The sequence below is a fragment of the Pseudomonas sp. ChxA genome, from assembly GCF_030263855.1.
In the GTDB taxonomy this organism is placed as follows: domain Bacteria; phylum Pseudomonadota; class Gammaproteobacteria; order Pseudomonadales; family Pseudomonadaceae; genus Aquipseudomonas; species Aquipseudomonas fluorescens_CB.
Genome location: NZ_JARPMK010000002.1, coordinates 290,492 through 314,747 on the forward strand (window position 1 = coordinate 290,492; position 24,256 = coordinate 314,747).

Consider the following 24,256-nt stretch of genomic DNA (forward strand, 5'->3'; position numbering starts at 1 on the left):
GTTGGGATAAGTACACCCAATTGGGACGGGGACTTTTATGTCATTTTATTGGCGGAACAGCCGCATCAAGCGTGGAATGCGGAGCGTCCGGGGTTGCATTCCCACGCGGTGCGTGGGAACGATCGGCTTAAACGCTGCGCGCGCGCATAAAGTCGCCCCAACGCCGCACCAGGTAGTTGTGCTCATCCATCACCAAGTTCCACACCGCGATGTGCCCCATGCGTTGCTCGTAGGAGCCGCCATCGCGCACGTCACCGATGTCGATCAACGGCAACCCATCACTGCCCAGTAACTCCTCGCGGGCCGGCAGGCCGGCGTACCAGTAATCCCATTCGGCGCTGCTCAAATGGTCGCGGGTGCGCGCCGGGTTGCCGATGTAGTAACCCTGGCGTGCCATCACCGCACCCGGCCAACCCGACAGCCACCAATTGAGATAGGCATACGCCGCATCCAACACCGGGCCTTGGGCATGGCGCGACAATGACAAGCCGCCGAACCAGGCGCGATAGCCTTCACGCGGCACCGCCAACCGGTACTTCACACCCGCACGGTGCAGGCGCATCAAGGTCGGCGACCACAGGCTCTGGATATCGATACTCGGGCTGAGCATCAGCTGCGCGGCTTCTTCATCATCGGACCAGAACGCGGCGAAGTGCCCTTCCTTCTGCTTGCGCACCAGGATGTCGGCCAGCACATCGATCTCTTCGATGCTCATGTTGCCGATGTCCTTGAACTGCGCCAGCCCTGCGCCCTGCACGGCCAACGCCGCATCCAGCGCGCCAATCGCCGCGTCACTTTGCAACGCAGTACGCGCGCGCCAGGCCGGGTCGAGCAGCCAGCCCCAGCTTTCATTGCCGTGGCTGAAGCCGTCGGGCAAACGCTCGGGGCGGTAGGCAAAACTATCGGCGTTGTGGGTCAGCGGCAGCATGCTGATGCGCTCGGTCACCGTGCTGCACAGGCTGCCGTCGTGCTGCACGAACAGGCGCTCACTGGGCACGCTGCCGCTGCCCAGGCGGTCGCTGGCCGACAGCCGGCCGCGCTTGGGCAGGTCATTGATTTCATGCCACAACGCAATACGCCGCGTGTCGATGGGCTGGATCGCCCGCGCCGGCCACACGAAGTCAACGTTGTGAAACCACTGGTCGTACAGGTCGTAACTTTCGGGTTGCATCACCGCAATGCGCTGGGCCTGCGCCACATCGTGCACCTGGTAAACCAAGCGAATACCCAGCTCTTGTTCGGCACGCACACGCAGGCATTCCAGCAAGGTCACGGAAGTACCAAGGACACGCAGTGTGATCATGCCGCAAACCGCCGAGAGAACACCTCAAAGGAGCGTCGTAACAGCGCCGGGTCGAGGCCACGCAGGATAAACACCAGGCGTGACTGGCGGTCGGTGCCGGGCCATGCAGGCAAATGCACCGGGGCATGCAGGCAATGCTGCACGCCATGAATAACGATAGGGGCCGAGCTGGCGTTCACGTTAAGCAGTCCTTTGACGCGAAGGATTCGTTCGCCGTGGCATCTTAACAGCATCGACAACCACACCCCGAAGCCCACCCAATCGAGTGGCTGCTCAAAGGTCAGGCAGCAGACCTGGGCAGCTCCGTGGCTCGCCGTGGTGGTGCGGTGCAGTTGCCAGCGGCTGACTTCAACCGCGGGCTCGGCGCTGCGTAACCCCTCACCGAGCAGCAACTGGTCGCCGCTGTGGATCTCATGAGTATTGAGGATTGGAGTGCCAGCGTTAAGCGCCTGTAAATGCGTGCGCAGTGAATCGCTGTCGCCAGCCAGATCAGTCTTGCTCAGCAGCAGCCTGTCTGCCGCCGCCACCTGGGCCAACCATTCAGGGTGCAAGCGCTCCTGTAGCTCGGCGTGGCTGGCATCGACCAAGGTGATCACCAGGCCAATGTGAAAACGCCCACGCAGTTGCACATCGTTATTCAGGGTGGCAAGGATCGGCGCCGGGTCGGCCAGGCCAGTGGTTTCCAGGATCACGCGTTTGAAGGCCGGGATCTCACCGCGCTCACGGCGTTGCAACAGGCCGAGCAGCGCGTCTTTCAACTCGCCGCGAATCGAGCAGCACACGCAGCCGCTGGGCAGCAACACGGTGTCTGGCGCGACCTCTTCCACCAACAGATGGTCGATGCCGATATCGCCGAATTCATTGATCAACAGGGCTGTGTCACCGAGGCTTTCGCCTTGCAGCAAACGCTTGAGCAAGGTGGTTTTGCCACTGCCGAGGAAGCCGGTGATGACATTAAGGGCGATGCTCATGACGACTCCAGATGATCGAGCAATCGTGGGTCAAGCGGGTCCAACGGGCGACCTAGCATGGTCTCCGCCGCCTGCCAGAGTTGATCCAGGCCACTCGCCAGCGCCTGTTTGCCGGTAGCGCCCAACAACAGGTAGGACGCACCCTGGAAGTCTTCGACCTTGAGCCGGAACACCGCCAGCACCTGATTGATCGCCGCAATCCGGCGCAGGCGCTCGCGGCGCCTGGGCAGCTCATCGCCCAAGGGGTCGCTCCAGTGCAGGTCTTCACCGAGCAAGCCGCAGAGTCCGCACATGCTTACACCTCACTCATGGCATGACATCGCCGGAGTTCGGGCCGAGCGTCTGGCCGACAAACAGGTTGCCACCCGGCTCGCTGGCGAGCAGTACGGCAGTCGGCGCCACTTCATCGGCCAGGCCAAAGCGGCCCAAGGGCAACTCGGCGGCTTTGGCGCGCTTCCAGTCTGCGCTGATGCCGCCCACCAACGGCGTCTCGATCGGGCCGGGGGCGATGGCGTTGACCAGCACGTTGTCTTTGGCCACTTCCAGCGCCAGGGATTTGGTGAAGCCGATCACTCCAGCCTTGGCCGCGGCATAGTGGGTCAACTCGGCACCGCCCTTGATGCCCAGTTGCGAGGCCACATTGATGATGCGGCCCCAACGCTGCGCCAGCATGTGCGGCAAGGCGCGCTGACTGGCGACAAACACACTGGTGAGGTCGACGCGCAGCATGTCGTTCCACATCTCGATGGAGAGGTCGACGCAGCGTGCCTGGGTGAGCATGCCGGCATTGTTGACCAGAATATCGATGCCGCCAAAGTGCTCGACGCAGCTGTCGACACTGGCCTGGGCGCCTTCAACGCTGCCGACATCGGCCAGGCACTCGACCACCTCGGCGCCAAGGTTGCGGCAAGTGATAGCAGTTTCGGCGAGGCTGGCGGCGTTGCGGTCGGCCAGCAGCAAGCGCGCGCCTTCGGCGGCGTAGGCACGGGCGATGGCGGCACCGATGCCGCTGCCTGCGCCGGTGATTACGGCACGACGGTTGTTCAATTGAGACATTCACAAATCTCCTAAGGCAAACACGGTCTCCTGTGGGAGCTGGCTTGCCTGCGATAGCGGTGGATCAGTCGATACATGTGTTGCTGACCCACCGCTATCGCAGGCAAGCCAGCTCCCACATGTTTAGATCGAGTACAGTCAGTCGGGCCAGCGCACGGTTAAACCACCGTCGATGACGATGCTTTGGCCAGTCAAATAGCTCGACGCCTCACTGGTCAAAAACTGCACCAGCGACGCCACCTCATCCGCCCGCCCTACCCGGCCCAACGGAATCGCCCGGGCGGCCTTGGCCAAGCCTTCCGGCCCCAAAGAATTCTTCGCATCCAACGACTGCGGCGTCTCGATCAACCCCGGAATCACCGCATTGCAGCGAATCCCCAGTGCCGCCAACTCCACCGCCAGCGAACGGCACAAGCCCGGCACACCGGCTTTTGCGGCTGCGTAATGGCTGTGTTCCTGCCAGCCATACACACCGCCGGCAATCGATGAAATCGCCACCAGCGCGCCGCCCTCTTTCATGTGCCGGCTGGCAGCGCGGAAGGTGCGCATCACCCCCGTCAGGTCGACATTGAGCATCTCGTCCCACAGTTCATCGGTCATCTCCAGCAACGGCGCGCGACGCAGCAAACCGGCGTTGGCCACGGCGTAATCGAGGCGGCCGAAGTGCTGCACGGCGGCCTCGGCCAGGGCGTCGACCGAGGCACTATTGCCCACGTCCAGCGGCAACATCAGGCATTCGCCGCCGGCGTCTTTCACCAGGGCCACGGTGGTATGCGGGTCATGCGGATCGGCCGGGAAATACCCGCCAACCACCGCCACGCCGCTGCGCGCATACGCCACGGCAAGGGCTTGGCCGATGCCGCTGGCGGCACCGGTAATCAAGGCGACTTTACGGCTCATCTAACACTCCTTACTGAACGGTTTCCGGGCGCACATGGCGTGCGGCAAACATCAGCGCACCGGACAAGAAGCACGGCAGCGCGCCGAACCACAGCGCGGCGGTCTGCCAGTCACTGCCGGCGGACAACACCTGGGTGGCGCCAAACCCTGCGACCACTGCACCAATCGGCCCCATGGCATGGATGATCGCGCCGCCGGTGGCACGGATGCTGGTCGGGAAACTCTCGCTGATAAAGAACAACGCCGCCGAGTACGGCCCGATCAGGAAGAACAGTCCCAGGCTGTACAGCCCGACCACCATCGGCATATTGCTCGGGCCAAACAGCATCCCGGCAAACGCCAGGCCGCCGAGCATCCAGCCCAGGCTGATAACGTTACGGCGGCCGATCTTGTCGCCCATCCAGCCGTGGGTCAGGTAACCGCAGTAGCCCACCAGGTTGGAGAGCACGAGGATGATCAGCGAATTCTCGAACGAAATATGGTGCACGCTGACGATCACCGAGGTGCCGAGCACGCTGAACACCTGGATGGCCGCCCAGTTGAGCAACAGCGCGGCGCCGATCACCAGCGTGGCGCGCCGGGCCGGGCCACGGAAGGCGGCTTTAAGGCCAGCCTTGCTGTGTTCGTCGTAGTCGACGCCGTAAGTCACGGCGACGTTTTGCGCTTCTTTTACCGCACCACTTTTACGCAGCTCACTGATGCGCTGATGGATCTGGAACTGCGGGCTCTCCTTGAGCTTGCGCGCCATGATCGCGATCACGACGGCCGGGATCGCTGCAAAGATGAAACACCCCTGCCAGCCGATAATCGGCAGCAACAGCGCGGTCAACCCGGCCGCGATCAACGCGCCCACCGGCCAGCCGCCCTGCACCAGGCTGTAGATAAACCCACGGCGCTTGGTCAGTCGTGGGTCTTGCGAGGCACCGTACAACTCGCTCAGGTACGTGGCGTTGACGGTTTCCTCGGCATATCCAAGCCCGCCCAGCGAACGAATCAGAATCAGCGGCGACTTGCCCCACGCACCGCCAATCGCGGTAAGTGCCGAGCACAGCGCGGAACCTGCCACGGTAAAAATAATGCCTTTGCGCCGGCCCAACTTGTCCACAACCGGGCCAATCGCAAAGGCAACCACCGCCGTGCCCACCGCTACCCACGTTGCGATTTCAGCTTGCTCCACTTCACCCCAGCCAAAGTGCCGGCCGATCTCCGGCAGCAAGGTGCCGAACAGGATGAAGTCATACACCGCAAACACCCAGGCGAAAAACGCGATCCAGGTAGCAAAGCGCACCTCCTGGGACGTCAGTTGCCGGGGTTTCCAGCCAGTCAGGTCAAGCTTGTTGTAGATGGACATAAATCGCGCCTCGCAGGGTTGGGGGCAAATGCCGACTAGCTAAGGTGGAACCTGAACCTGTGGCGAGGGAGCTTGCTCCCGCTGGGGCCCGAAGGGGCCCTAAAAAATGGGACTGCTCCGCAGTCCAGCGGGAGCAGGCTCCCTCGCCACAGGTAACGGATGACTCAGATCAGGTACGCGGTTGGCGGCGGATAAAGTCGTCGGCGATTTCGTCGAAGGTGACGAAGCGCACGCCGGCATGGCTCTGGATGTGTTCGATCAGGCGCTCGAGCATCAACAGCACTTGCGGGCGACCGGACACGTCGGGGTGGATGGTCATGGTGAACACCGCGTGTTCGTGTTCGCGGTAGACCCAGTCGAACTGGTCGCGCCACATTTCTTCCAGGTGACGCGGGTTGACGAAGCCGTGGCTGTTGGGGGCTTTTTTGATGAACATCATTGGCGGCAGGTCGTCGAGGTACCAGTTGGCCGGAATTTCCACCAGGTCGGTTTCTTCGCCGCGCACCAAAGGTTTCATCCAGGTGTCCGGGTGCTGGCTGTAATCGATCTTGGTCCAGCTGTCGCCCTTGCGCACGTAGTACGGGTGGAAGTCGTTGTGCATCAGGCTGTGGTCGTACTTGATGCCTTTTTTCAGCAGCAGCTCGTTGGTGACCTTGCTGAACTCCCACCATGGCGCGACATAACCGGTCGGCCGCTTGCCGGTGACCTGGGTGATCAATTCGATCGACTTATCGAGGACGATTTCTTCCTGCTCGGCGGTCATCGCAATCGGGTTTTCGTGGCTGTAGCCGTGCACGCCGATTTCGTGGCCGGCGTCGGCCACCGCCTTCATCTGCTCGGGGAAGGTTTCCATCGAGTGGCCGGGGATAAACCAAGTGGTGCGCAGGCCGTAGCGCTCGAACAGTTTGAGCAGGCGCGGCGCGCCAATTTCACCCGCGAACAGGCCGCGGGAGATGTCGTCCGGCGAGTCTTCACCGCCGTAGGAGCCGAGCCAGCCGGCGACGGCGTCTACGTCGACGCCAAATGCACAGAGAATGTCTTTAGCCATGGTGTGTCTCCTTAAAAATTCAGGGTGTTTTCGACCGACAGCGCGGCCCTGAGCAGGCGTGCGTCTTCGCCGCTCGGAGCGCTGAGCAGCAGGCCGGTGGGTAAACCCAGGGCATCACGGCCGCTGGGCAGGCTGACGCCAGGCATGTCGAGCAAACTGCCGGGCATGGTCAGGCGCAGGGTGGCGAGGTTGGTTTTGACGAACAGCTCGTCATCGGCTTGCAGCGGTGCCAGCGCCGGGGCGACATGGGCGACCGTCGGGGTAATTAGAAATGCACCGTCGAGCTCATCCACCAGTTGCAGTTGCAAGCGGCGACGCGCGTCGATCAGGTGCAGCAATTGGCTGGCGGGCAATTCACGCGCGGCCTCCAGGCGGCGACGTACACGCGGGTCGAGTTGCTCGGCATCGCGACTGTCCAACAGGTTTTCGTGCAAGGCGAAGGCCTCGAATGAGCCGAGCCAGCCGTCCTGCTTGATCAGGTTGAGGGTGGCCTGGAAGGTGGCTGATGCGCGCACCTCGATCAACGCGCCGGCAGCCTTGAGCTGGTCCACCGCGCGCAGCAGGTTATTGCGCACGGCGGGTTCGATGTCTTCCAACGTGCCCTGCTCCAGGACGAAGTGCTGGCCCTTGAGGCTGCGGGCGACGTGCTGTTGCGTGCGGCCGTTGAGCAGGTCGTCGATGGCCAGCGCATCGCGCACGCTGCGGGTCAGCGGGCCGAGGCTGTCGAGGGTGTGCGCCAGCGGGAATACGCCGTCGCGGCTGTAGCGCCGACAGCTGCTGCGATAGCCCACCACACCATTAAGCGCTGCGGGAATGCGGATCGAGCCGGCGGTGTCGGTGCCCATGGCGATGGGCACAATCCCAGCCGCCACCGCAACCGCCGAGCCCGACGACGAGCCGCCGGGGATACGCGGTTGATCACTGCCTGTGGGGTTATGGGGCGTGCCGAAATGCGGGTTCAGGCCCAGGCCGGAATACGCCAGTTCGCTGAGGTTGGTCTTGCCGATGCTGACCATCCCAGCGCGGCATAACAGCCCGACACTGGGCGCATCGATCAGGGCCGGCGCAGCGTTGCGGCGATAGGCGGCGCCTGCGGTGGTGACGCTGCCCGCCACGTCGAACAGATCTTTCCAGGCCAGTGGCACGCCGTCGAACACGCTCAAAGGCTGGCCGGCACGCCAGCGCGCGGCGGCCGCCTCGGCCTCACGGCGTGCGCGCGCGGCGGTCAGGGAAATAAACACACTGGGCGCCGTGCTCGCGTGGGCGAGTGCCTGTTCCAGCGCCTGCACCGGATCGTTGCGACCGCTGGCGAACGCTTGGGCCATTGAGGTGGCGTCTGACATCAAGATGACCCTCACAAAACGTACATATTAATAAAATGTACATTTTACAAAGGCAGATTTCGTGCCAGTCTCTTTAAGGCTGTTGTTGTGCTCATAAGGTTTATCGCCAACAACGGCGGGATAGATGGTTTTAGGGTATGCGAAATAAAGCCACGCGAGTGATGAGGCTATCGGAAATTGAAATAATGTATCTTTTATTAATAAATACATTTTGGTGCAAAAAGTAACGTTTTCTCCTTGCCGGCCCCAAAAAAGTGCCACCGCTGTGGCGCAGAGTGACAGGCGCATCTATGAGAGAATCCCCGGCCACTTTCCTACACGCCAAAGAGAACACGATGAAAGCAGTGTCCGCCTCGGCCTCCCGTTACGCGATGATTCACCAGCTGTTGCGTGATGCGATCGTTAACGGCACTGCGCGCCACGGGTTGGTGTTGCTGGAAGCGCCGCTGGCGGAACTGTTCGGCACCAGCCGCGTTCCAGTCCGCAAGGCTTTGGACCTGCTGCATGACGAGGGCCTGATTTGCCGCTTCAATGGCCGGGGCTATTTGATAAACCCCAAAGGCCTGGCCATGGAGCCGCTGCGCTTGCCCCTGAGCCATGCGCACCTGGGCCTTAATGGCGACGCTGAGTTGGTGGATACGCGGCCGCTGGGTGAGCGGATCGTCGAGGAAATCGGCGCGGCGCTGTCCACGTGCATTGCTTTTGGTCATTACCGGCTCGACGAGCAAGCCGCCGCCGACCACTACAGCGTCAGCCGCGCCGTGGTGCGTGAAGCGCTGATGCGCCTGCGCGACCGTGGCCTGGTGGAAAAAGAACCCTATTCCCAGTGGCTGGCCGGGCCGTTGACCGCGCGGGAAGTCACCGAAGACTACGAACTGCGCGCCTGCCTGGAACCCGAAGCGTTGCGCCAGAGCGCGCCAAACCTGGACCGCGAGATGCTCGAAGCGATGTTGCAACGCGTGCTGGACGCCGAGCAAAGCCCGCACTGCAGCCTGGAAGCCATCGAGCAGATCGAAGAAGACTTGCACCAGCGCTGCCTGGCCGGCCTGCAAAACCGCAAGATCGCCGCGCTGATCCGCCAGGGCCAGAGCCCGATGATCATCAGCCGTATTTTTTACCGTTTGCTGGGGATCGGTGCAGATCCTGCCATGCTCGCCGAACATCGCTTGATTCTGGAGTTGTTGCTGCATGGGGCATTTGATGCGGCCGCGCTGAATTTGCGTGAGCACTTGCAGCGGGCGCGGCAGCGGATGTTGCAGCGCCTTAAGGTGCTGTCGGTGTTACCAGAACAGCCGCTGCCGGCCTACCTGCACAAAATCAGCTGACGCCACTTGGTCTGAAATGTGGGAGCTGGCTTGTCTGCGATGGCGGGCTTTTGGTGGTGTACATATCCGTTGCTGCGGTAACGGCTGCTATTGGTTCCGCTCTTACAGCGGGTCACTTTTGTAAAGACACAAAAGTAACCAAAAAGTCTTCGCCCCAACACTCGGTGCCTCGCTATGGCTCGGCATGCCCGCAATCCGCCAGTGATTTGGGGGGCCGCCGCGATGGGCCATCCTTGGCCCAGCGCGGCTAAACCGGCATCCCTGCCGGTTTACCCCCCAAATCCCTGTCGAATTGCGGCCATCGTGTTTGACGGGGCGATTTCAGATCAAGATCAAAAGCGCAGATCAAAAGACCGCTGACTTCGTCATCGAAAAGGATGTAAGGGCCAGAGCAACAGCAACAGCAACAGCAACAGCAACAGCAACAGCAACAGCAACAGCAACAGCAAAGCAACAGCAGAGCCATACTCGGCAACTGTGGGAGCTGGCTTGCCTGCGATGGCATCAACTCGGTGTGCCTGATGTACCGAGGTGTCTGCATCGCAGGCAAGCCAGCTCCCACAGAAAAGCAGTTCTTCAGTGTATTCAGATAGGTTTTTGCTTCGCACTTGATCTGGCTCTTGCTTCAACCACTCAGGTCGGCTTTCAGGCCGCCGTGCTGTAGATCTTGATCTTGATCTGCTTTTGATCTCAGACGCCCCGTTAACCACGATGGCCGAACGCAGGCTTGAATCCGTGGGTAACCCGGCAGGACGCCGGGTTAGCCGCGCTGGGCCAAGGATGGCCCATCGCGGCGGCCCACGGATTCAAGCCGGAGCGAGGCACCGAGTGGTGGGGCACAGACCTTTTGGTTACTTTTGGGGCGTTTGCCAAAAGTGACCCGCTGTAAGAGCGGAACCAATAGAAGCCGTTACCGCAGCAACGGATATGTACTCCGACAAACCGCCACAGCAGGCAAGCCAACTCCCACAGGGTTCAGCGATTGCCGGCGGAAATTTCATGCAATATGTTGCTATCTCACGCCCCCCATTGAAACCACCGCCACCCCGCCCCATCTAACCTGCATACTTCCTTATGCAGGTGCCCCATGAGCGACCAGCAAGAATTCCCGGACATCGACCTGAACGATTACGCCGACCCCGAAAACGCTGAACACGAAACCTCGTCCAACACTGGCCTGGCCCTGCCGGGGCAAAACCTGCCGGACAAGGTCTATATCATCCCGATCCACAACCGGCCGTTCTTCCCGGCGCAGGTATTGCCGGTCATCGTCAACGAAGAGCCGTGGGCCGAAACCCTGGAGCTGGTGAGCAAATCCGACCACCACTCGCTCGCGCTGTTTTTCATGGACACGCCACCCGAAGACCCGCGCCACTTCGACACGTCCAGCCTGCCGCTGTACGGCACGCTGGTGAAGGTGCACCACGCCAGCCGCGAAAACGGCAAGCTGCAGTTCGTCGCCCAGGGCCTGACCCGCGTACGCATCAAGACATGGCTAAAGCACCATCGCCCGCCATACCTGGTGGAAGTCGAATACCCGCACCAGCCCACCGAGCCGACCGATGAGGTCAAGGCCTACGGCATGGCGTTGATCAACGCGATCAAAGAACTGCTGCCGCTCAACCCGCTGTACAGCGAAGAGCTGAAGAACTACCTCAACCGCTTCAGCCCCAACGACCCGTCGCCGCTCACCGACTTCGCCGCCGCGCTCACCTCGGCCACCGGTAACGAGTTGCAGGAAGTGCTGGACTGCGTACCCATGCTCAAGCGCATGGAAAAAGTGCTGCCGATGCTGCGCAAGGAAGTTGAAGTTGCGCGCCTGCAAAAAGAGATTTCCGCCGAGGTGAACCGCAAGATCGGTGAGCATCAGCGCGAGTTCTTCCTCAAGGAACAACTCAAGGTCATCCAGCAAGAGCTGGGCTTGACCAAGGACGACCGCAGCGCCGACGTCGAACAGTTCGAACAGCGGCTGGTGGGCAAAGTGTTGCCGACCCAGGCGCAAAAGCGCATCAGCGAAGAAATGAACAAACTGTCGATCCTGGAAACCGGTTCGCCGGAATACGCGGTCACGCGCAACTACTTGGACTGGGCCACTTCCGTGCCGTGGGGCGTGTATGGCGAGGACAAACTCGACCTCAAACACGCACGCAAGGTGCTGGATAAGCACCATGCGGGCCTTGACGATATCAAGAGCCGCATCCTCGAGTTCCTCGCGGTGGGTGCCTATAAAGGCGAAGTAGCCGGTTCCATCGTGCTGCTGGTCGGCCCGCCGGGCGTGGGCAAAACCAGTGTGGGTAAATCCATCGCCGAGTCCCTGGGGCGGCCGTTCTACCGCTTCAGCGTCGGCGGCATGCGCGACGAAGCCGAGATCAAGGGCCATCGCCGCACCTACATCGGCGCCCTGCCGGGCAAGTTGGTGCAGGCGCTTAAAGATGTGGAAGTGATGAACCCGGTGATCATGCTCGACGAGATCGACAAGATGGGCCAGAGCTTCCAGGGCGACCCAGCATCTGCGTTGCTGGAAACCCTGGACCCTGAGCAGAACGTCGAATTCCTCGATCACTACCTGGACCTGCGCCTGGACCTGTCCAAAGTGCTGTTCGTGTGTACCGCCAACACCCTGGACTCGATCCCCGGCCCGTTGCTGGACCGTATGGAAGTGATTCGCCTGTCGGGCTATATCACCGAAGAAAAAGTCGCCATCGCCAAGCGTCACCTGTGGCCCAAGCAGCTGGAAAAAGCCGGCGTGGCGAAAACCAGCCTGACCATCAGCGACGGCGCCCTGCGTGCGTTGATCGACGGTTATGCGCGAGAAGCCGGTGTGCGCCAGTTGGAGAAACAGCTGGGCAAACTGGTGCGCAAGGCCGTGGTCAAGTTGCTGGATGAGCCGAACTCGGTGATCAAGATCGGCAACAAGGACCTGGAAAGCTCATTGGGCATGCCGGTGTTCCGCAACGAGCAAGTGCTGTCCGGCACCGGTGTGATCACTGGCCTGGCCTGGACCAGCATGGGCGGCGCGACCTTGCCGATTGAGGCGACGCGCATCCACACACTCAATCGCGGCTTCAAACTCACCGGGCAATTGGGCGAAGTGATGAAAGAGTCCGCCGAGATCGCCTACAGCTACATCAGCTCGAATCTGAAGTCGTTTGGCGGCGATCCGAAGTTCTTCGATGAAGCGTTCGTGCACCTGCACGTGCCGGAAGGTGCGACACCCAAAGACGGCCCGAGCGCGGGTGTGACCATGGCCAGTGCGTTGCTGTCGCTGGCGCGCAACCAGCCGCCGAAAAAAGGCGTGGCCATGACCGGCGAACTGACCTTGACCGGGCATGTGCTGCCGATTGGCGGGGTACGCGAGAAGGTGATTGCGGCGCGGCGCCAGAAGATTCATGAGCTGATTTTGCCAGAGCCGAACCGTGGCAGCTTTGAGGAGTTGCCCGAGTACCTGAAGGAAGGCATGACGGTGCACTTTGCCAAGCGCTTTGCGGATGTGGCGAAGGTGCTCTTCTAAAAATTCACTCCAACCCTGTGGCGAGGGAGCTTGCTCCCGCTGGAATGCGCAGCAGTCCCAAAAAAGCCGGGGCCGCTTCGCGGCCCAGCGGGAGCAAGCTCCCTCGCCACAAAGGTTTCTACCACTTTCTGCTTGTCACACCTTGTCTCATCTTCGGTTATGCTCGCCCTTCGTCGTGAATGAACGGAGCCCCCATGACCGCTGCCCGCCTGTTTCTCCCCTTGAGCCTTGCCCTGCTGGCCGCATGCGCCAGTGCCCCCAAGCAAAACGTCAGCGTGGATAACCAGAGCGCCTGCCCGCTCCAGCTTAAAACCGGACAAAACCTGATCCTCACCCTGCCGAGCAACCCCACCACCGGCTACCGCTGGGCGATCCAGGATTCTGCCGGCGGCGTGTTGCGCGCATTGAGCCCGGAGGTCTACAGCAGCAGCGAATCCGGTGTGATCGGGGGCGGCGGCCAGTCGACCTGGCGCTTCCAGGCCTTCGCAGCCGGCCAAGGCCGTTTGCGGCTTACGTCCCAGCAACCGTGGGAGCCGGAAGCTGAACCGGCCGAAACCTTCGACTGCGCCATTACGGTGAACTGATATGCCATGGCTGATTCTTGCGCTGATGGGCGCCGGCACCTTTATCTATGGCCTGACCACCCACGCAACCCTGTTGTGCCTGCTGGTCAAACCGCTGCCGGTGCTGGCACTGCTGGGCTGGCTGCATGATGCGCCGCCCACCGACTATCGACGCTGGATCAGCCTGGGGCTGATTTTTTCCCTGGTCGGTGATGTGCTGCTTGCTTGGCCGGGCGATCTGTTTATCTTTGGCCTCGGCGCGTTCCTGTTTGCGCATCTCGCGTATTTGAAAGCCTATTTCAGCGATTGCCGCCGCCTGGCGGTGTTGCCCTTGGTATTGGCGCTGGCGGTCGGCGCGATTTTGTTGAGCATCCTGATTTCCCACGGCCTGGGCGATTTGCTGGTCCCGGTGGTGGTCTACGCGCTGGTGATCAGTGCCATGCTCTGGCGCGCATTGGCGCGGCTGGGCAGTGAGGTGCCGAGACGCTCGGCCTGGCTTGCAGCAGCGGGGGCGGTGTCGTTTGTGTTTTCCGACACGCTGATCGGCATCAATCGGTTTGTGCTGGCTTTCGATGCGGCGCCGTATTTGCTGATCATCACCTACTGGCTCGGCCAGTGGGGCATCACGGCCTCGGCTTTCCATCAGACAACCCGCGCACACGAGGGCCAACTTGGCTAAAATGCCGGCCTTTCCCCCCTCGTCGCCGGAACAACCGTGAGCAAAGAACCCGATCGCCTATTCGCCCAGCCCCTGCCCCAGGTGCCGGACTTCGCCTTTAACGAGGACGTGGTGCGGGTGTTCCCGGACATGATCAAGCGCTCGGTGCCGGGTTACCCGACCATCGTCGAGAACCTCGGCGTGCTCGCGGCGCAATTTGCCCAGCCGGGCAGCGTGCTCTACGACCTCGGTTCGTCCCTTGGCGCAGTGACCCAAGCCTTGCGTCGCCATGTGCGCACCGACGGCTGCCGAGTGATTGCGGTGGATAACTCCGCAGCGATGGTCGAGCGTTGCCGCGAATACCTCAACGGCCAGGACTCGATGTTCCAGGAGTTGCTGCCGGTTGAGGTGATTGAGGGCGACATTCTCGCGCTGCAATTCCAGCCCGCTTCGGTGGTGGCGTTGAACTTCACCCTGCAATTTATCGCGCCTGACCAACGCCTGGCGTTGCTCGGGCGCATCCGCCAGGCGCTGCTGCCAGGCGGTGCGTTGATCCTCTCGGAAAAGCTGCGGTTCAACGATCCCGAAGAACACGCGCTGCTCACCGACCTGCATATCGCGTTCAAACGCGCCAACGGCTACAGCGAACTGGAAATTGCCCAGAAGCGCAGCGCCATCGAAAACGTCATGAAGCCCGACAGCCTCGAAGAACACCGCGAACGCCTGCTGGCGGCTGGGTTCTCGAAAGTCGTGCCGTGGTTCCAGTGTCTTAACTTTGCCTCGTTGATTGCCTTGCCATGATTGATTTGTCCCCCCTCGCCCGCCACTTGGTCGGCACTCCTCTGGCCGTGTGGGCCCAGGGCCTGCAAGCGCAGCTCGACAGCAAAATGGAAAAGGGTCACGGCGACCTGGAGCGCTGGCAAAGTGCGCTGGACGCACTGCCGCAGATCCAGCCCAGCGAAGTCGATTTGCTCAATGGCCTGACGCTGGATACCGCTTGCGACGACGCCACCCGCGCACAAATGCACACTGCGTTGATGGGCCTGAGCCCGTGGCGCAAAGGCCCGTTCAACCTGTTCGGCGTGCACGTGGACACCGAATGGCGTTCGGACTGGAAGTGGTCGCGGGTGGCGCCGCACCTGGATTTGAAGGGCAAGCGAATCCTCGATGTGGGCTGCGGCAACGGCTACTACATGTGGCGCATGCTCGGCGCGGGCGCCGACAGCGTGATTGGCGTGGACCCGAACTGGCTGTTTTTCTGCCAATTCCAGGCGGTGCAGCGCTACTTGTCCGAGCCAAAGGCCTGGCACTTGCCGTTCCCGTTTGAGGACCTGCCGTCGAACCTGGAGGGCTTCGATACGGTGTTTTCCATGGGCGTGTTCTATCACCGCCGCTCGCCGATCGAGCATCTGCTGGCGCTCAAGGACACACTGGTCAAAGGTGGCGAGTTGGTGCTGGAAACCTTGGTCGTGGACGGCGATCAGCAGCAAGTGCTGGTGCCGGAAGACCGCTACGCGCAAATGCGCAACGTGTGGTTCCTGCCGTCGGTGCCGGCACTGATGCTGTGGCTGCGCCGCGCGGGTTTCAGTGAGGTGCGTTGTGTGGATGTAAGCGTGACCACGGTTGAAGAACAACGCGGCACCGAGTGGATGAAGTATCAGTCGCTGAGTGATTTCCTGGACCCGGATGATCACAGCAAGACCATCGAAGGGCTGCCGGCGCCGATGCGGGCGGTGATTATCGCCAAGAAATAAACACTGATTTCCCTGACTAAATGGGGATCGAAATGTGGGAGCTGGCTTGCCTGCGATGGCGGCCAGCCCGACAACTCATCAGTGACTGATGCACCGCTATCGCAGGCAAGCCAGCTCCCACATTGGCTCCTCGGTGTTCTTTAGAGTGTGGGCTTGGCTCTGCGGGCCTTGAAGAATTCACTCAGTACCGTGCCGCATTCCTCGGCCAACACCCCACCTTCATACAGCACCCGATGGTTGAGAAAGCCCTGGGTAAAAAACTGCCCCTGGCTTTGCACAATCCCGGCCTTCGGCTCCAGCGCGCCGTACACCACCCGCGCGATGCGCGAATGCACAATCAAACCAGCGCACATGCTGCACGGTTCCAGCGTCACGTACAGCGTGCTGCCCACCAGGCGGTAGTTGCTGATCGCCTGCGCGGCGGCGCGGATGGCGACCATTTCGGCATGGGCGCTGGGGTCGTTGCCGCTGATCGGGCAGTTAAAACCACGGCCGATGATTTCACCGTCCTGCACCAGCACCGCGCCCACAGGCACTTCGCCCAGCGCGGCGCCTTGGGCGGCAAGGGCCAGGGCTTCGCGCATGAAGTGCTGGTCACGGCTGCGGTCGATGATCGCAGCGGGGCGAATCTGGCGCATCACGCCACCTCGATAGCGGCCATCAGGCCGGTTTCCATATGGTCTATCACGTGGCAGTGAAACATCCACACGCCTGGGTTATCGGCCACCAACGCCACGCGCGCACGCTCGTTTTTGCCCAGCAGGTAGGTGTCGGTGAAATACGGGATCACCTTGTGGCGGTTCGAGGCGATCACCTTGAAGCTCATGCCATGCAGGTGGATCGGGTGCTGGTACTGGGTCATGTTCTTCAATTCGAAAATGTAGCTCTTGCCCTTCTCAAGCTTGGCAATCGGGCGGTCGGCGCAGGTCTTGTCGGTGATGTCCCAGGCCTTGCCGTTGATCTGCCACAGGCTCGGCGGTTTGCCGTCATCCACCGACACGCTGCCGACCCACTCGAAATTGAAGTTGAGTTTCTCGGCATTGGCCAGGTCCGGCTCGGCAATTGGGTTGGCGGGCAGAGCTGGCGGCCACTCGCTCGACGCGTCGGTAGTGGCCACTGAACGGAAAGTGCCCAGGCGCACCGGGCCGTTACGGATCGACAGTTCTTCACCCGCCGGCGGTGCCTTGATCGCCAGGCAGATACGCATGCCTGGCCCCAGCCAATATTCCTTGCCCAACGGGCGCGGTTCGATGGGGTTGCCGTCCAGTGCATAGATCTGCGCTTCAACGTCGGGGATATTGAGGCGATACGTCAGGGTGTTGTCGAGGTTGAGCAAGCGCACGCGGGTGATCTGCCCGGCAGGCAGGTCAATCACCGCCTGGGGCACGCCATTGATGGTCGACAACCGCCCGGCCGTGCCACCACGCGCCGCTTCACGGGGCACGCTGAAGGCGACAAACGCGCCCTCTTCATCCACGTGCCAGCTTTTCAGGCTCAAGGTGCGTTCGTGTTTGAAACCGGTGGGTTCACGCTCTTCGACAATCAGCGGGCCGACCAAGCCACGGCCGAGTTCTTCGCTGCTGTTCACGTGCGGGTGATACCAGTAGCTGCCAGCGTCAGGCACGCGGAATTTGTAGTCGAAGTATTCGCCGGGCAGTACCGGCAGTTGTGAAACGTAGGGCACGCCATCCATTTCCAGCGGCAGGCGAATGCCGTGCCAGTGGATGGTGGTGGCGACCGGCAGGTGGTTGATAAAACGTACCCGCAGCCACTCGCCCTGACGCACCCGCAACTCGGTGCCTGGCGCCGAGGGGCCAAATGCCCAGGCTTCGGTCTTGTGGCCGGGCACCAGCTCCACGTCCAACGGTGCGGCGATCAGCTCATAATCGTGGCCCGCGTTGGCCTCGGCGACTTTCCCCAGCCAGTAGCGATAGCCGCCACCGGCACCGACGCCCACGACGGCCAGGCCTGCCAGGCCACCCAGGATTTGTCGACGGGAAAAGGATCGGGACACAACAACCTCACGTATCGGCCGCAGGCCAGAGGCCCGCAAAGGGCAGATACGATACACCTGCATTGGCTAAACAGTAAGGCTTCGCATTGCCGCATGGCGAAAACGCCGATGAAGACTCTGAAGGTTTCCTGTGGGAGCTGGCTTGTGTGGGAGCTGGCTTGCCTGCGATAGCATCACCTCGGTAAAACTGAAAAACCGAGGCGCCTGCATCGCGGGCAAGCCCGGCTCCCACACAAGCCAGCTCCCACACAAGCCCGCTCCACAGGAGATTTCCAGTGTCTGATCAGTGCTTGGCAGCCGCCAGAATCAGGGCTTTCATTTCGGCGACCGCGCCTTTGAAACCGACGAACAGCGCATGCGCGACCAGCGCATGGCCGATGTTCAGTTCGTTGATGCCCTTGATAGCGGCCACGGCTTCAACGTTGTGGTAGTGCAGGCCGTGGCCGGCGTTGACGATCAGGCCTTCGTTGAGGCCGCACTTGACGCCGTCGATGATGCGCTGCAGTTCCTCAGCCACTTCGGTGGGCGTGGTGGCATCGGCGTAACGACCGGTGTGCAGTTCGATAGCCGGCGCGCCGACGCGACGCGAGGCTTCGATCTGGCGCTCGTCGGCGTCGATGAACAGCGACACTTCGCTGCCGATCTTCGACAGGCGCTCCACTGCAGCCTTGATCCGCGCTTCCTGGCCGGCCACGTCGAGGCCGCCTTCGGTGGTCAGCTCCTGGCGGGTTTCCGGCACCAGGCAGATATGCGCCGGGCGGATGCGCTCGGCGAACGCCATCATTTCTTCGGTGACGCCCATCTCGAAGTTCATGCGGGTTTGCAGCACATCCTTGAGCACCAGTACATCACGCTCCTGGATGTGGCGGCGATCTTCGCGCAGGTGCACGGTAATACCGTCGGCGCCCGCTTCTTCGGCGTCCAGCGCGGCCTTGACCGGGTCGGGGTAACGGGTGCCCCGGGCCTGGCGCAGGGTGGCGACGTGGTCGATGTTGACGCCAAGAAGAATGCGATTGCTGGTGGTCACGGAAGCGCTCCTGAAAAGGGAAAGAAACGCTGCACAGCATACACGGGCTTGTCAGGGCTTTCGAAACAACTCGCGACTGACCAGCGGGCGCCCGCCCAAATGCACGGCCAGCGCCTGGCGCATCAAGCGTTTGGCGGCGGACAAGGCGCCAGGGGCGCTCCAGTCGGCCTCGCTCATGGCCAACAGCTCGGTGCCCTGGAACAGGCCCGGTTGCAGCAGGTACACGCGCTCAAGGCCAGCGTCGACTTGCAGGCGGTACATACCGTCGGCGGCGATGGGGTCGCCGTGCAGGTCATTGCTCAGTTCGAAGCCGTAGCCCAAGTCATCGAGCAGCCGCCATTCGAAGGCGCGCAGCAGTGGTTCCAGCGGGCGACCTTCGGCCAGGGCCACAAGCGTGGCGGCATAGTGATCGAAGACTGCGGGGTGCGGGTCTTCGGCGGGCAGCAGGCGGATCAGCAGCTCGTTAAGGTAAAGCCCGCTGAACAGCGCTTCGCCATTGAGCCAGGCCGAGGTGCCGACGCTTTCCAGGCGGCCAACGTTTTTCAGCTCACCCTTGCCACGAAACTCCACGTCCAGCGCCACAAACGGCCGTGCCAGCGTACCCGCCTTGCCCCGCGCACTGCGCAACACCGCGCGCAAGCGGCCTTGGGGCGTGAGGAAATCCACCAAAGCGCTGGTCTCGCGGTAGGCGCGGCTGTGCAGGACGTAGGCGAGTTGGCTGGGAGGTGGGGATTGGGACATGAGACGGGGAATCTCTAAAAAAGGAGAGCGCTTTTGTGGCGAGGGAGCTTGCTCCCGCTGGGCTGCGAAGCAGCCCCTATACCAGCCATCGAGTTATAGCTGAAAAAACTCGCCGGCCTTGTTGGGGCCGCTTCGCGGCCCAGCGGGAGCAAGCTCCCTCGCCACAACACGCCCGTCCGCCATCAGGCGAAGGGTTACAGGTCGCCGTAGCCCAGAGAGCGCAGCGCGCGCTCATCGTCGGACCAACCACCTTTAACCTTCACCCACAGGTTAAGCATGATCTTGGAATCAAACAGCAATTCCATGTCCTTGCGCGCTTCGGTACCGATGCGCTTGATGCGCTCGCCCTTGTCGCCAATGATGATTTTCTTCTGGCCGTCACGTTCAACGAGGATCAACGCGTGGATATGCAGGGTTTTGCCCTGCTGCTTGAACTCTTCGATTTCGACAGTGATCTGGTACGGCAGCTCGGCGCCCATCTGGCGCATGATTTTTTCGCGTACCAGTTCGGCGGCCAGGAAGCGGCTGCTGCGGTCGGTGATCTGGTCTTCCGGGAAGAAGTGCTCGTTCTCCGGCAGGTGCTCGGCGATCACGCGTTCCAGGGCGTCCAGATTGTGGCCGTGCTGGGCCGAAATCGGCATGATCTGGGCGTTCGGCAGTTGTTCCTGCAGCCAGCTCAGGTGTGGCATCAGCTCGGCTTTGTCTTCGATGCGGTCGGTCTTGTTCAGCGCGACGATCAACGGGCCAGTGACGTACTGCACGCGCTCCAGAACCATCTGGTCTTCGTCGGTCCACTTGGTGCGGTCGACCACGAAGATCACCACGTCGACGTCTTTCAACGCCGCCGAAGCGGTCTTGTTCATGTAGCGGTTCAACGCCTTCTCGCCACCTTTGTGCATGCCCGGGGTGTCGACATACACCGCTTGCACGGTGCCTTCGGTCTTGATGCCCAGCATGTTGTGGCGGGTGGTCTGCGGCTTGCGCGAGGTGATCGCCAGCTTCTGGCCGAGGATGTGGTTCAGCAGCGTGGACTTGCCCACGTTCGGGCGGCCGACGATGGCAACATAGCCACAGCGTGTTGCGGTTGAATCAGTCATGGCCATTCTCCACGCCCAGGGCAATCAGTGCTGCAGCGGCCGCTACCTGTTCGGCAATACGACGGCTCACACCCTGACCTCGGCTTTTTTCATTCAATAAGGTGATTTCACATTCCACGAAAAACACGCGGCAATGGGGTTCACCCTGGATATCCACCACTTCGTAGCGTGGCAGTTCGCAACCACGCGACTGCAGGTATTCCTGCAGGCGGGTCTTGGGATCTTTGTTAGTGTCGACCAGCGTCAGGCTCTCGATCTCCGAAGCCAGCCAGGCGACTACGCGCTCCTTGGCGGTCTCCATGCCAGCATCGAGGTAGATCGCACCGATCAACGCTTCGAGGGCGTCGGCCAGGATCGACTCGCGGCGGAAACCACCGCTTTTCAGCTCACCCGAACCCAAGCGCAGGTACTCGCCCAGGCCGAAACCACGGGCCAGCACAGCCAGGGTCTCGCCTTTGACCAGGCGTGCACGCAGACGTGACAGCTGACCTTCGCGCGCTTGCGGGAAACGCTCGAACAGCGCCTCACCGGCGGCAAAGTTAAGGATGGCATCACCGAGGAATTCCAGGCGCTCGTTATTGCGCCCTGCAAAGCTGCGGTGTGTGAGGGCAAGGACCATCAATTCCTGGTCCTTGAAGGTGTAGCCGAGCTGGCGCTCGAGACGGCTTAGAGAAACGCTCACGGTTTACCCATATCTGTTTGGTGGCACCGGCGGCCATCGACGATTGACGCAGTGTTCAAATTCAAATCCTGATTGGTACAGCAAGGGGTTGGGCCAATGATTGTCCCAACCCCAGAAAAGCATTCGGCGCTGTGTTCACAGCGCCGCCTGTATTACTTGATCAGCCCGACCCGCGAGAAGTTCGGCAGGTGGCTGAGCTTGGGTTCCGGCCAGCTCATCCAGACCGCAAAGGCCTTGCCGACAATGTTCTCGTCGGGAACCATGCCCAGCAGGTCCTTGGGAATATTAGGGTCATCCCAATACCGGCTGTCGTTGGAGTTGTCACGGTTGTCGCCCATCATGAAGTAGTGCCCGGCCGGCACTTTCCATTCGGTGTCGGGCGGCGAGCGGTAGCGGCTCATTTCCTTGCGGATCTGGTGCTCTACTGCGCCGAGTTTTTCCTGATACAGCTCAGCGCTGCCCAGGGTATTCGGCTCGGTGCCGATCAACTTCTCGGCTACCGACTCACCATTGACGAACAGGCGCTTGTCGCTGGTGTAGCGAATCACGTCGCCCGGCAGGCCCACGACACGCTTGATGTAGTTGACGTTCGGGTCGCTTGGGTAGCGGAACACCATCACATCGCCGCGCTGCGGGTCACCGACCGGGATGACTTTCTTGTCGAGCACTGGCAGGCGGATCCCGTAGGAAAACTTGTTCACCAGGATAAAGTCGCCAACGTCCAGGGTAGGTTTCATCGAACCCGAAGGGATCTGAAACGGCTCCACCAGGAACGAGCGCAGCACCAGCACGATGAACAACACCGGGAAGAACGACTTGCCGTATTCAACCAGCAAAGGCTCTTTGTTCAGTTTCTCGATCGCCACCGCATCGGGCTGGCTGACGCTGCCCTGATACGAGGCGATAGCCGCCCGCCGACGCGGGGCGAAGAACACCAGATCGAGCAACGCCAGGAGACCGCAAACGGCAACGGCGATGACCAGCAACAGCGGGAAATTTAGTGACATAGGACCTAACTATCCAACCTGAGCACTGCAAGGAAGGCTTCTTGTGGAATTTCCACGTTGCCCACTTGCTTCATGCGTTTTTTACCGGCCTTTTGCTTCTCAAGCAGCTTGCGCTTACGGCTTACGTCACCGCCGTAGCATTTGGCCAGTACGTTCTTTCTGAGTGCCTTGACGGAGGTCCGTGCAATGATCTGCCCGCCAATGGCGGCCTGGATCGCGACGTCGAACATCTGGCGCGGAATCAGTTCTTTCATCTTTTCGGTCAACTGGCGACCTTTGTAGTGCGCGTTGTCCTTGTGCACGATCAGTGCCAGTGCATCCACCTTGTCGCCGTTGATCAGCACATCCAGTTTCACCAGATTAGCCGATTGGTAACGGTCGAAATGGTAATCCAGCGAAGCATAGCCGCGACTGGTGGATTTGAGACGGTCGAAGAAGTCCAAAACCACTTCGTTCATCGGCAAATCGTAGGTCACTTGCACCTGGGTACCGAGGAACAACATGTCGTGCTGCACGCCACGTTTTTCGATACACAGGGTAATCACGTTGCCCAAGTGCTCTTGCGGAACCAGGATATTGGCCCGCACGATCGGCTCGCGCATGTCTTCGATAGTGGACAGATCCGGAAGCTTGGACGGGTTGTCTACGTAAATCGTTTCACCGGTTTTCAGCGCCAGCTCAAAAATAACCGTTGGCGCCGTGGTGATCAGGTCCAGGTCGTATTCGCGCTCCAGGCGCTCCTGGATGATCTCCATGTGCAGCATGCCCAGGAACCCGCAACGGAAGCCGAAGCCCAGGGCGTCGGAGCTTTCCGGGGTGTACTGCAACGACGAGTCGTTGAGGGTGAGCTTTTGCAGCGCTTCGCGGAAATCTTCGAAGTCGTCGGAGCTGACCGGGAACAGGCCGGCGTAAACCTGCGGCTGGATGCGTTTGAAGCCCGGCAGCACGTCGACGTCAGGGGTGGAGCTCAAGGTCAGGGTGTCACCGACCGGTGCACCGTGAATGTCCTTGATACCGGCGATGATGAAGCCTACTTCACCGGCTTTGAGGTCGGTGGTAGCAGTGTGTTTCGGGTTGAAAACACCGACGCTGTCCACCAGGTGGATCTTGCCGGTGGATTTGACCAGGATCTTGTCGCCCTTCTTCACACGGCCGTGGCGCACACGTACCAGGGAAACAACGCCCAGGTAGTTGTCGAACCAGGAGTCGATGATCAACGCTTGCAGCGGATCTTCGTAGTTGCCGGTAGGCGCAGGAATGGTCTTGACCAGGCGCTCGAGCACCTCGTCAACGCCCAGGCCGGTCTTGGCGCTGCACTCGACGGCGTCGGTGGCGTCAATGCCGATGATTTTTTCGATTTCTTCTTTAACGCGGTCTGGATCGGCCTGCGGCAAATCGATCTTGTTCAGTACCGGCATGACCTCAAGGCCCTGCTCGATCGCGGTATAGCAGTTGGCTACCGACTGGGCTTCAACGCCCTGGCCGGCATCGACCACCAGCAAGGCGCCTTCACAGGCGGCCAGCGAGCGGCTGACTTCGTAGGTGAAGTCAACGTGGCCGGGGGTGTCAATGAAGTTCAGCTGGTACTTGATACCGTCTTTTGCGGTGTAGTACAGGGTAACGCTGTGGGCCTTGATGGTGATGCCGCGCTCGCGCTCGAGGTCCATGGAGTCCAGGACCTGGGCTTCCATTTCACGCTCGGCAAGGCCGCCGCACATCTGGATGAATCGATCGGCCAGCGTCGACTTACCATGGTCAATGTGGGCGATGATGGAGAAATTGCGGATATGACTCAAATCACTCACGGATCAACACTCAAAAAGGCTGCAGGCAGATTGCCCGCTGAAAAATAGCCGGGAATTGTACCTGATGCTCGGGCCGGGCGTCATCTTTGCTGACCAGAAC

Annotated in this window: 23 protein-coding genes; 6 read left to right on the plus strand and 17 right to left on the minus strand. The window is 61.2% G+C overall.

Translation table 11 applies throughout. The features are described from left to right. Window positions 1–127: 127 nt before the first annotated feature. The 8 genes from P5706_RS27015 to P5706_RS27050 all read right to left on the minus strand — a co-directional run bounded on the left by P5706_RS27015 (window position 128) and on the right by P5706_RS27050 (window position 7,972). Entirely contained in the window at window positions 128–1,303 is a 1,176-nt protein-coding gene (locus tag P5706_RS27015; RefSeq protein WP_285683152.1) for an ABC transporter substrate-binding protein, read from the minus strand. Beyond that, window positions 1,300–2,274, minus strand: a complete 975-nt coding sequence (locus tag P5706_RS27020) for a CobW family GTP-binding protein (protein ID WP_200434651.1) — start codon at window positions 2,272–2,274, stop codon at window positions 1,300–1,302. The genes P5706_RS27015 and P5706_RS27020 overlap by 4 nt, the downstream gene beginning before the upstream one ends. Further along, window positions 2,271–2,567, minus strand: a complete 297-nt coding sequence (locus P5706_RS27025; RefSeq protein WP_017136312.1) for a hypothetical protein — start codon at window positions 2,565–2,567, stop codon at window positions 2,271–2,273. Before P5706_RS27025 ends, P5706_RS27020 begins: the two co-directional genes overlap by 4 nt. A 13-nt stretch (window positions 2,568–2,580) precedes the next feature. Next, window positions 2,581–3,330, minus strand: a complete 750-nt coding sequence (locus tag P5706_RS27030; RefSeq protein WP_285683155.1) for an SDR family NAD(P)-dependent oxidoreductase — start codon at window positions 3,328–3,330, stop codon at window positions 2,581–2,583. 138 nt (window positions 3,331–3,468) lie between these two features. Further along, on the minus strand, window positions 3,469–4,230 hold the full coding sequence (locus P5706_RS27035; protein ID WP_200434649.1) for an SDR family NAD(P)-dependent oxidoreductase: 762 nt from the start codon (window positions 4,228–4,230) through the stop codon (window positions 3,469–3,471). A gap of 10 nt (window positions 4,231–4,240) precedes the next feature. Next, window positions 4,241–5,581 (minus strand): MFS transporter, encoded by a 1,341-nt coding sequence (locus tag P5706_RS27040; RefSeq protein ID WP_285683157.1) that lies wholly within the window; start codon window positions 5,579–5,581, stop codon window positions 4,241–4,243. A 169-nt stretch (window positions 5,582–5,750) separates the two neighbouring features. Beyond that, window positions 5,751–6,629 carry a polysaccharide deacetylase family protein gene (locus P5706_RS27045; RefSeq protein ID WP_003234086.1) on the minus strand — a complete coding sequence of 293 codons (879 nt, stop codon included), beginning with the start codon at window positions 6,627–6,629 and terminating at the stop codon, window positions 5,751–5,753. An 11-nt stretch (window positions 6,630–6,640) separates the two neighbouring features. After that, window positions 6,641–7,972, minus strand: a complete 1,332-nt coding sequence (locus tag P5706_RS27050; RefSeq protein ID WP_285683160.1) for an amidase — start codon at window positions 7,970–7,972, stop codon at window positions 6,641–6,643. A gap of 335 nt (window positions 7,973–8,307) precedes the next feature. Between P5706_RS27050 and P5706_RS27055 the strand changes: the two genes are divergently transcribed. After that, on the plus strand, window positions 8,308–9,297 hold the full coding sequence (locus tag P5706_RS27055) for a GntR family transcriptional regulator (protein ID WP_285683162.1): 990 nt from the start codon (window positions 8,308–8,310) through the stop codon (window positions 9,295–9,297). Window positions 9,298–9,662: 365 nt separating this feature from the next. Here the strand turns inward: P5706_RS27055 and P5706_RS27060 are convergent, their stop codons facing one another. Further along, window positions 9,663–9,926, minus strand: coding sequence for a hypothetical protein (locus P5706_RS27060; protein WP_285683164.1), 264 nt, complete (start codon window positions 9,924–9,926; stop codon window positions 9,663–9,665). A 458-nt stretch (window positions 9,927–10,384) separates the two neighbouring features. Here P5706_RS27060 and lon point away from each other — a divergent pair, with 458 nt between their 5' ends. From lon to cmoB, 5 genes are all read left to right on the plus strand, one after another. After that, a complete protein-coding gene (gene lon / locus P5706_RS27065) occupies window positions 10,385–12,808 on the plus strand; it encodes an endopeptidase La (RefSeq protein ID WP_244657910.1) in 2,424 nt (807 codons plus the stop codon). 194 nt (window positions 12,809–13,002) lie between these two features. Continuing rightward, entirely contained in the window at window positions 13,003–13,392 is a 390-nt protein-coding gene (locus tag P5706_RS27070; RefSeq protein ID WP_200434367.1) for a protease inhibitor I42 family protein, read from the plus strand. Between the two features lies 1 nt (window position 13,393). Then, complete coding sequence (locus P5706_RS27075; RefSeq protein WP_285683167.1) at window positions 13,394–14,050, plus strand: lysoplasmalogenase; 657 nt, start codon at window positions 13,394–13,396, stop codon at window positions 14,048–14,050. Window positions 14,051–14,086: 36 nt separating this feature from the next. Then, a complete protein-coding gene (cmoA, locus tag P5706_RS27080) occupies window positions 14,087–14,830 on the plus strand; it encodes a carboxy-S-adenosyl-L-methionine synthase CmoA (protein ID WP_285683169.1) in 744 nt (247 codons plus the stop codon). Further along, window positions 14,827–15,783 (plus strand): tRNA 5-methoxyuridine(34)/uridine 5-oxyacetic acid(34) synthase CmoB, encoded by a 957-nt coding sequence (gene cmoB / locus P5706_RS27085; protein ID WP_200434370.1) that lies wholly within the window; start codon window positions 14,827–14,829, stop codon window positions 15,781–15,783. Before cmoA ends, cmoB begins: the two co-directional genes overlap by 4 nt. 140 nt (window positions 15,784–15,923) lie before the next feature. On the opposite strand, the gene tadA is transcribed toward cmoB, so the two are convergent. The 8 genes from tadA to lepA all read right to left on the minus strand — a co-directional run bounded on the left by tadA (window position 15,924) and on the right by lepA (window position 24,156). Further along, entirely contained in the window at window positions 15,924–16,421 is a 498-nt protein-coding gene (gene tadA / locus P5706_RS27090; RefSeq protein WP_200434371.1) for a tRNA adenosine(34) deaminase TadA, read from the minus strand. Beyond that, window positions 16,421–17,797: a multicopper oxidase family protein gene (locus tag P5706_RS27095; protein WP_200434372.1), complete on the minus strand. Its 1,377-nt coding sequence runs from the start codon at window positions 17,795–17,797 to the stop codon at window positions 16,421–16,423. The genes tadA and P5706_RS27095 overlap by 1 nt, the downstream gene beginning before the upstream one ends. Before the next feature lie 283 nt (window positions 17,798–18,080). After that, on the minus strand, window positions 18,081–18,824 hold the full coding sequence (pdxJ, locus tag P5706_RS27100) for a pyridoxine 5'-phosphate synthase (RefSeq protein WP_017136297.1): 744 nt from the start codon (window positions 18,822–18,824) through the stop codon (window positions 18,081–18,083). A gap of 51 nt (window positions 18,825–18,875) precedes the next feature. Next, window positions 18,876–19,565 carry a DNA repair protein RecO gene (recO, locus tag P5706_RS27105; RefSeq protein WP_099486068.1) on the minus strand — a complete coding sequence of 230 codons (690 nt, stop codon included), beginning with the start codon at window positions 19,563–19,565 and terminating at the stop codon, window positions 18,876–18,878. 194 nt (window positions 19,566–19,759) lie between these two features. Beyond that, a complete protein-coding gene (era, locus tag P5706_RS27110) occupies window positions 19,760–20,662 on the minus strand; it encodes a GTPase Era (RefSeq protein WP_034102340.1) in 903 nt (300 codons plus the stop codon). Continuing rightward, window positions 20,655–21,344 carry a ribonuclease III gene (gene rnc / locus P5706_RS27115; protein ID WP_017136295.1) on the minus strand — a complete coding sequence of 230 codons (690 nt, stop codon included), beginning with the start codon at window positions 21,342–21,344 and terminating at the stop codon, window positions 20,655–20,657. The genes era and rnc overlap by 8 nt, the downstream gene beginning before the upstream one ends. Window positions 21,345–21,496: 152 nt before the next feature. Next, window positions 21,497–22,351 (minus strand): signal peptidase I, encoded by an 855-nt coding sequence (lepB, locus tag P5706_RS27120; RefSeq protein ID WP_017136294.1) that lies wholly within the window; start codon window positions 22,349–22,351, stop codon window positions 21,497–21,499. Window positions 22,352–22,356: 5 nt separating this feature from the next. Beyond that, window positions 22,357–24,156, minus strand: a complete 1,800-nt coding sequence (lepA, locus tag P5706_RS27125) for a translation elongation factor 4 (protein WP_138816700.1) — start codon at window positions 24,154–24,156, stop codon at window positions 22,357–22,359. Window positions 24,157–24,256 lie beyond the last annotated feature (100 nt).

Coding starts and splice junctions, on each gene's coding strand:
- P5706_RS27015 (WP_285683152.1), bottom strand. CDS start 1,303: ATGATCACACTGCGTGTCCTTGGTACTTCCGTGACCTTGCTGGAATGC.
- P5706_RS27020 (WP_200434651.1), bottom strand. CDS start 2,274: ATGAGCATCGCCCTTAATGTCATCACCGGCTTCCTCGGCAGTGGCAAA.
- P5706_RS27025 (WP_017136312.1), bottom strand. CDS start 2,567: ATGTGCGGACTCTGCGGCTTGCTCGGTGAAGACCTGCACTGGAGCGAC.
- P5706_RS27030 (WP_285683155.1), bottom strand. CDS start 3,330: ATGTCTCAATTGAACAACCGTCGTGCCGTAATCACCGGCGCAGGCAGC.
- P5706_RS27035 (WP_200434649.1), bottom strand. CDS start 4,230: ATGAGCCGTAAAGTCGCCTTGATTACCGGTGCCGCCAGCGGCATCGGC.
- P5706_RS27040 (WP_285683157.1), bottom strand. CDS start 5,581: ATGTCCATCTACAACAAGCTTGACCTGACTGGCTGGAAACCCCGGCAA.
- P5706_RS27045 (WP_003234086.1), bottom strand. CDS start 6,629: ATGGCTAAAGACATTCTCTGTGCATTTGGCGTCGACGTAGACGCCGTC.
- P5706_RS27050 (WP_285683160.1), bottom strand. CDS start 7,972: ATGTCAGACGCCACCTCAATGGCCCAAGCGTTCGCCAGCGGTCGCAAC.
- P5706_RS27055 (WP_285683162.1), top strand. CDS start 8,308: ATGAAAGCAGTGTCCGCCTCGGCCTCCCGTTACGCGATGATTCACCAG.
- lon (WP_244657910.1), top strand. CDS start 10,385: ATGAGCGACCAGCAAGAATTCCCGGACATCGACCTGAACGATTACGCC.
- P5706_RS27070 (WP_200434367.1), top strand. CDS start 13,003: ATGACCGCTGCCCGCCTGTTTCTCCCCTTGAGCCTTGCCCTGCTGGCC.
- P5706_RS27075 (WP_285683167.1), top strand. CDS start 13,394: ATGCCATGGCTGATTCTTGCGCTGATGGGCGCCGGCACCTTTATCTAT.
- cmoB (WP_200434370.1), top strand. CDS start 14,827: ATGATTGATTTGTCCCCCCTCGCCCGCCACTTGGTCGGCACTCCTCTG.
- tadA (WP_200434371.1), bottom strand. CDS start 16,421: ATGCGCCAGATTCGCCCCGCTGCGATCATCGACCGCAGCCGTGACCAG.
- recO (WP_099486068.1), bottom strand. CDS start 19,565: ATGTCCCAATCCCCACCTCCCAGCCAACTCGCCTACGTCCTGCACAGC.
- era (WP_034102340.1), bottom strand. CDS start 20,662: ATGACTGATTCAACCGCAACACGCTGTGGCTATGTTGCCATCGTCGGC.
- lepB (WP_017136294.1), bottom strand. CDS start 22,351: ATGTCACTAAATTTCCCGCTGTTGCTGGTCATCGCCGTTGCCGTTTGC.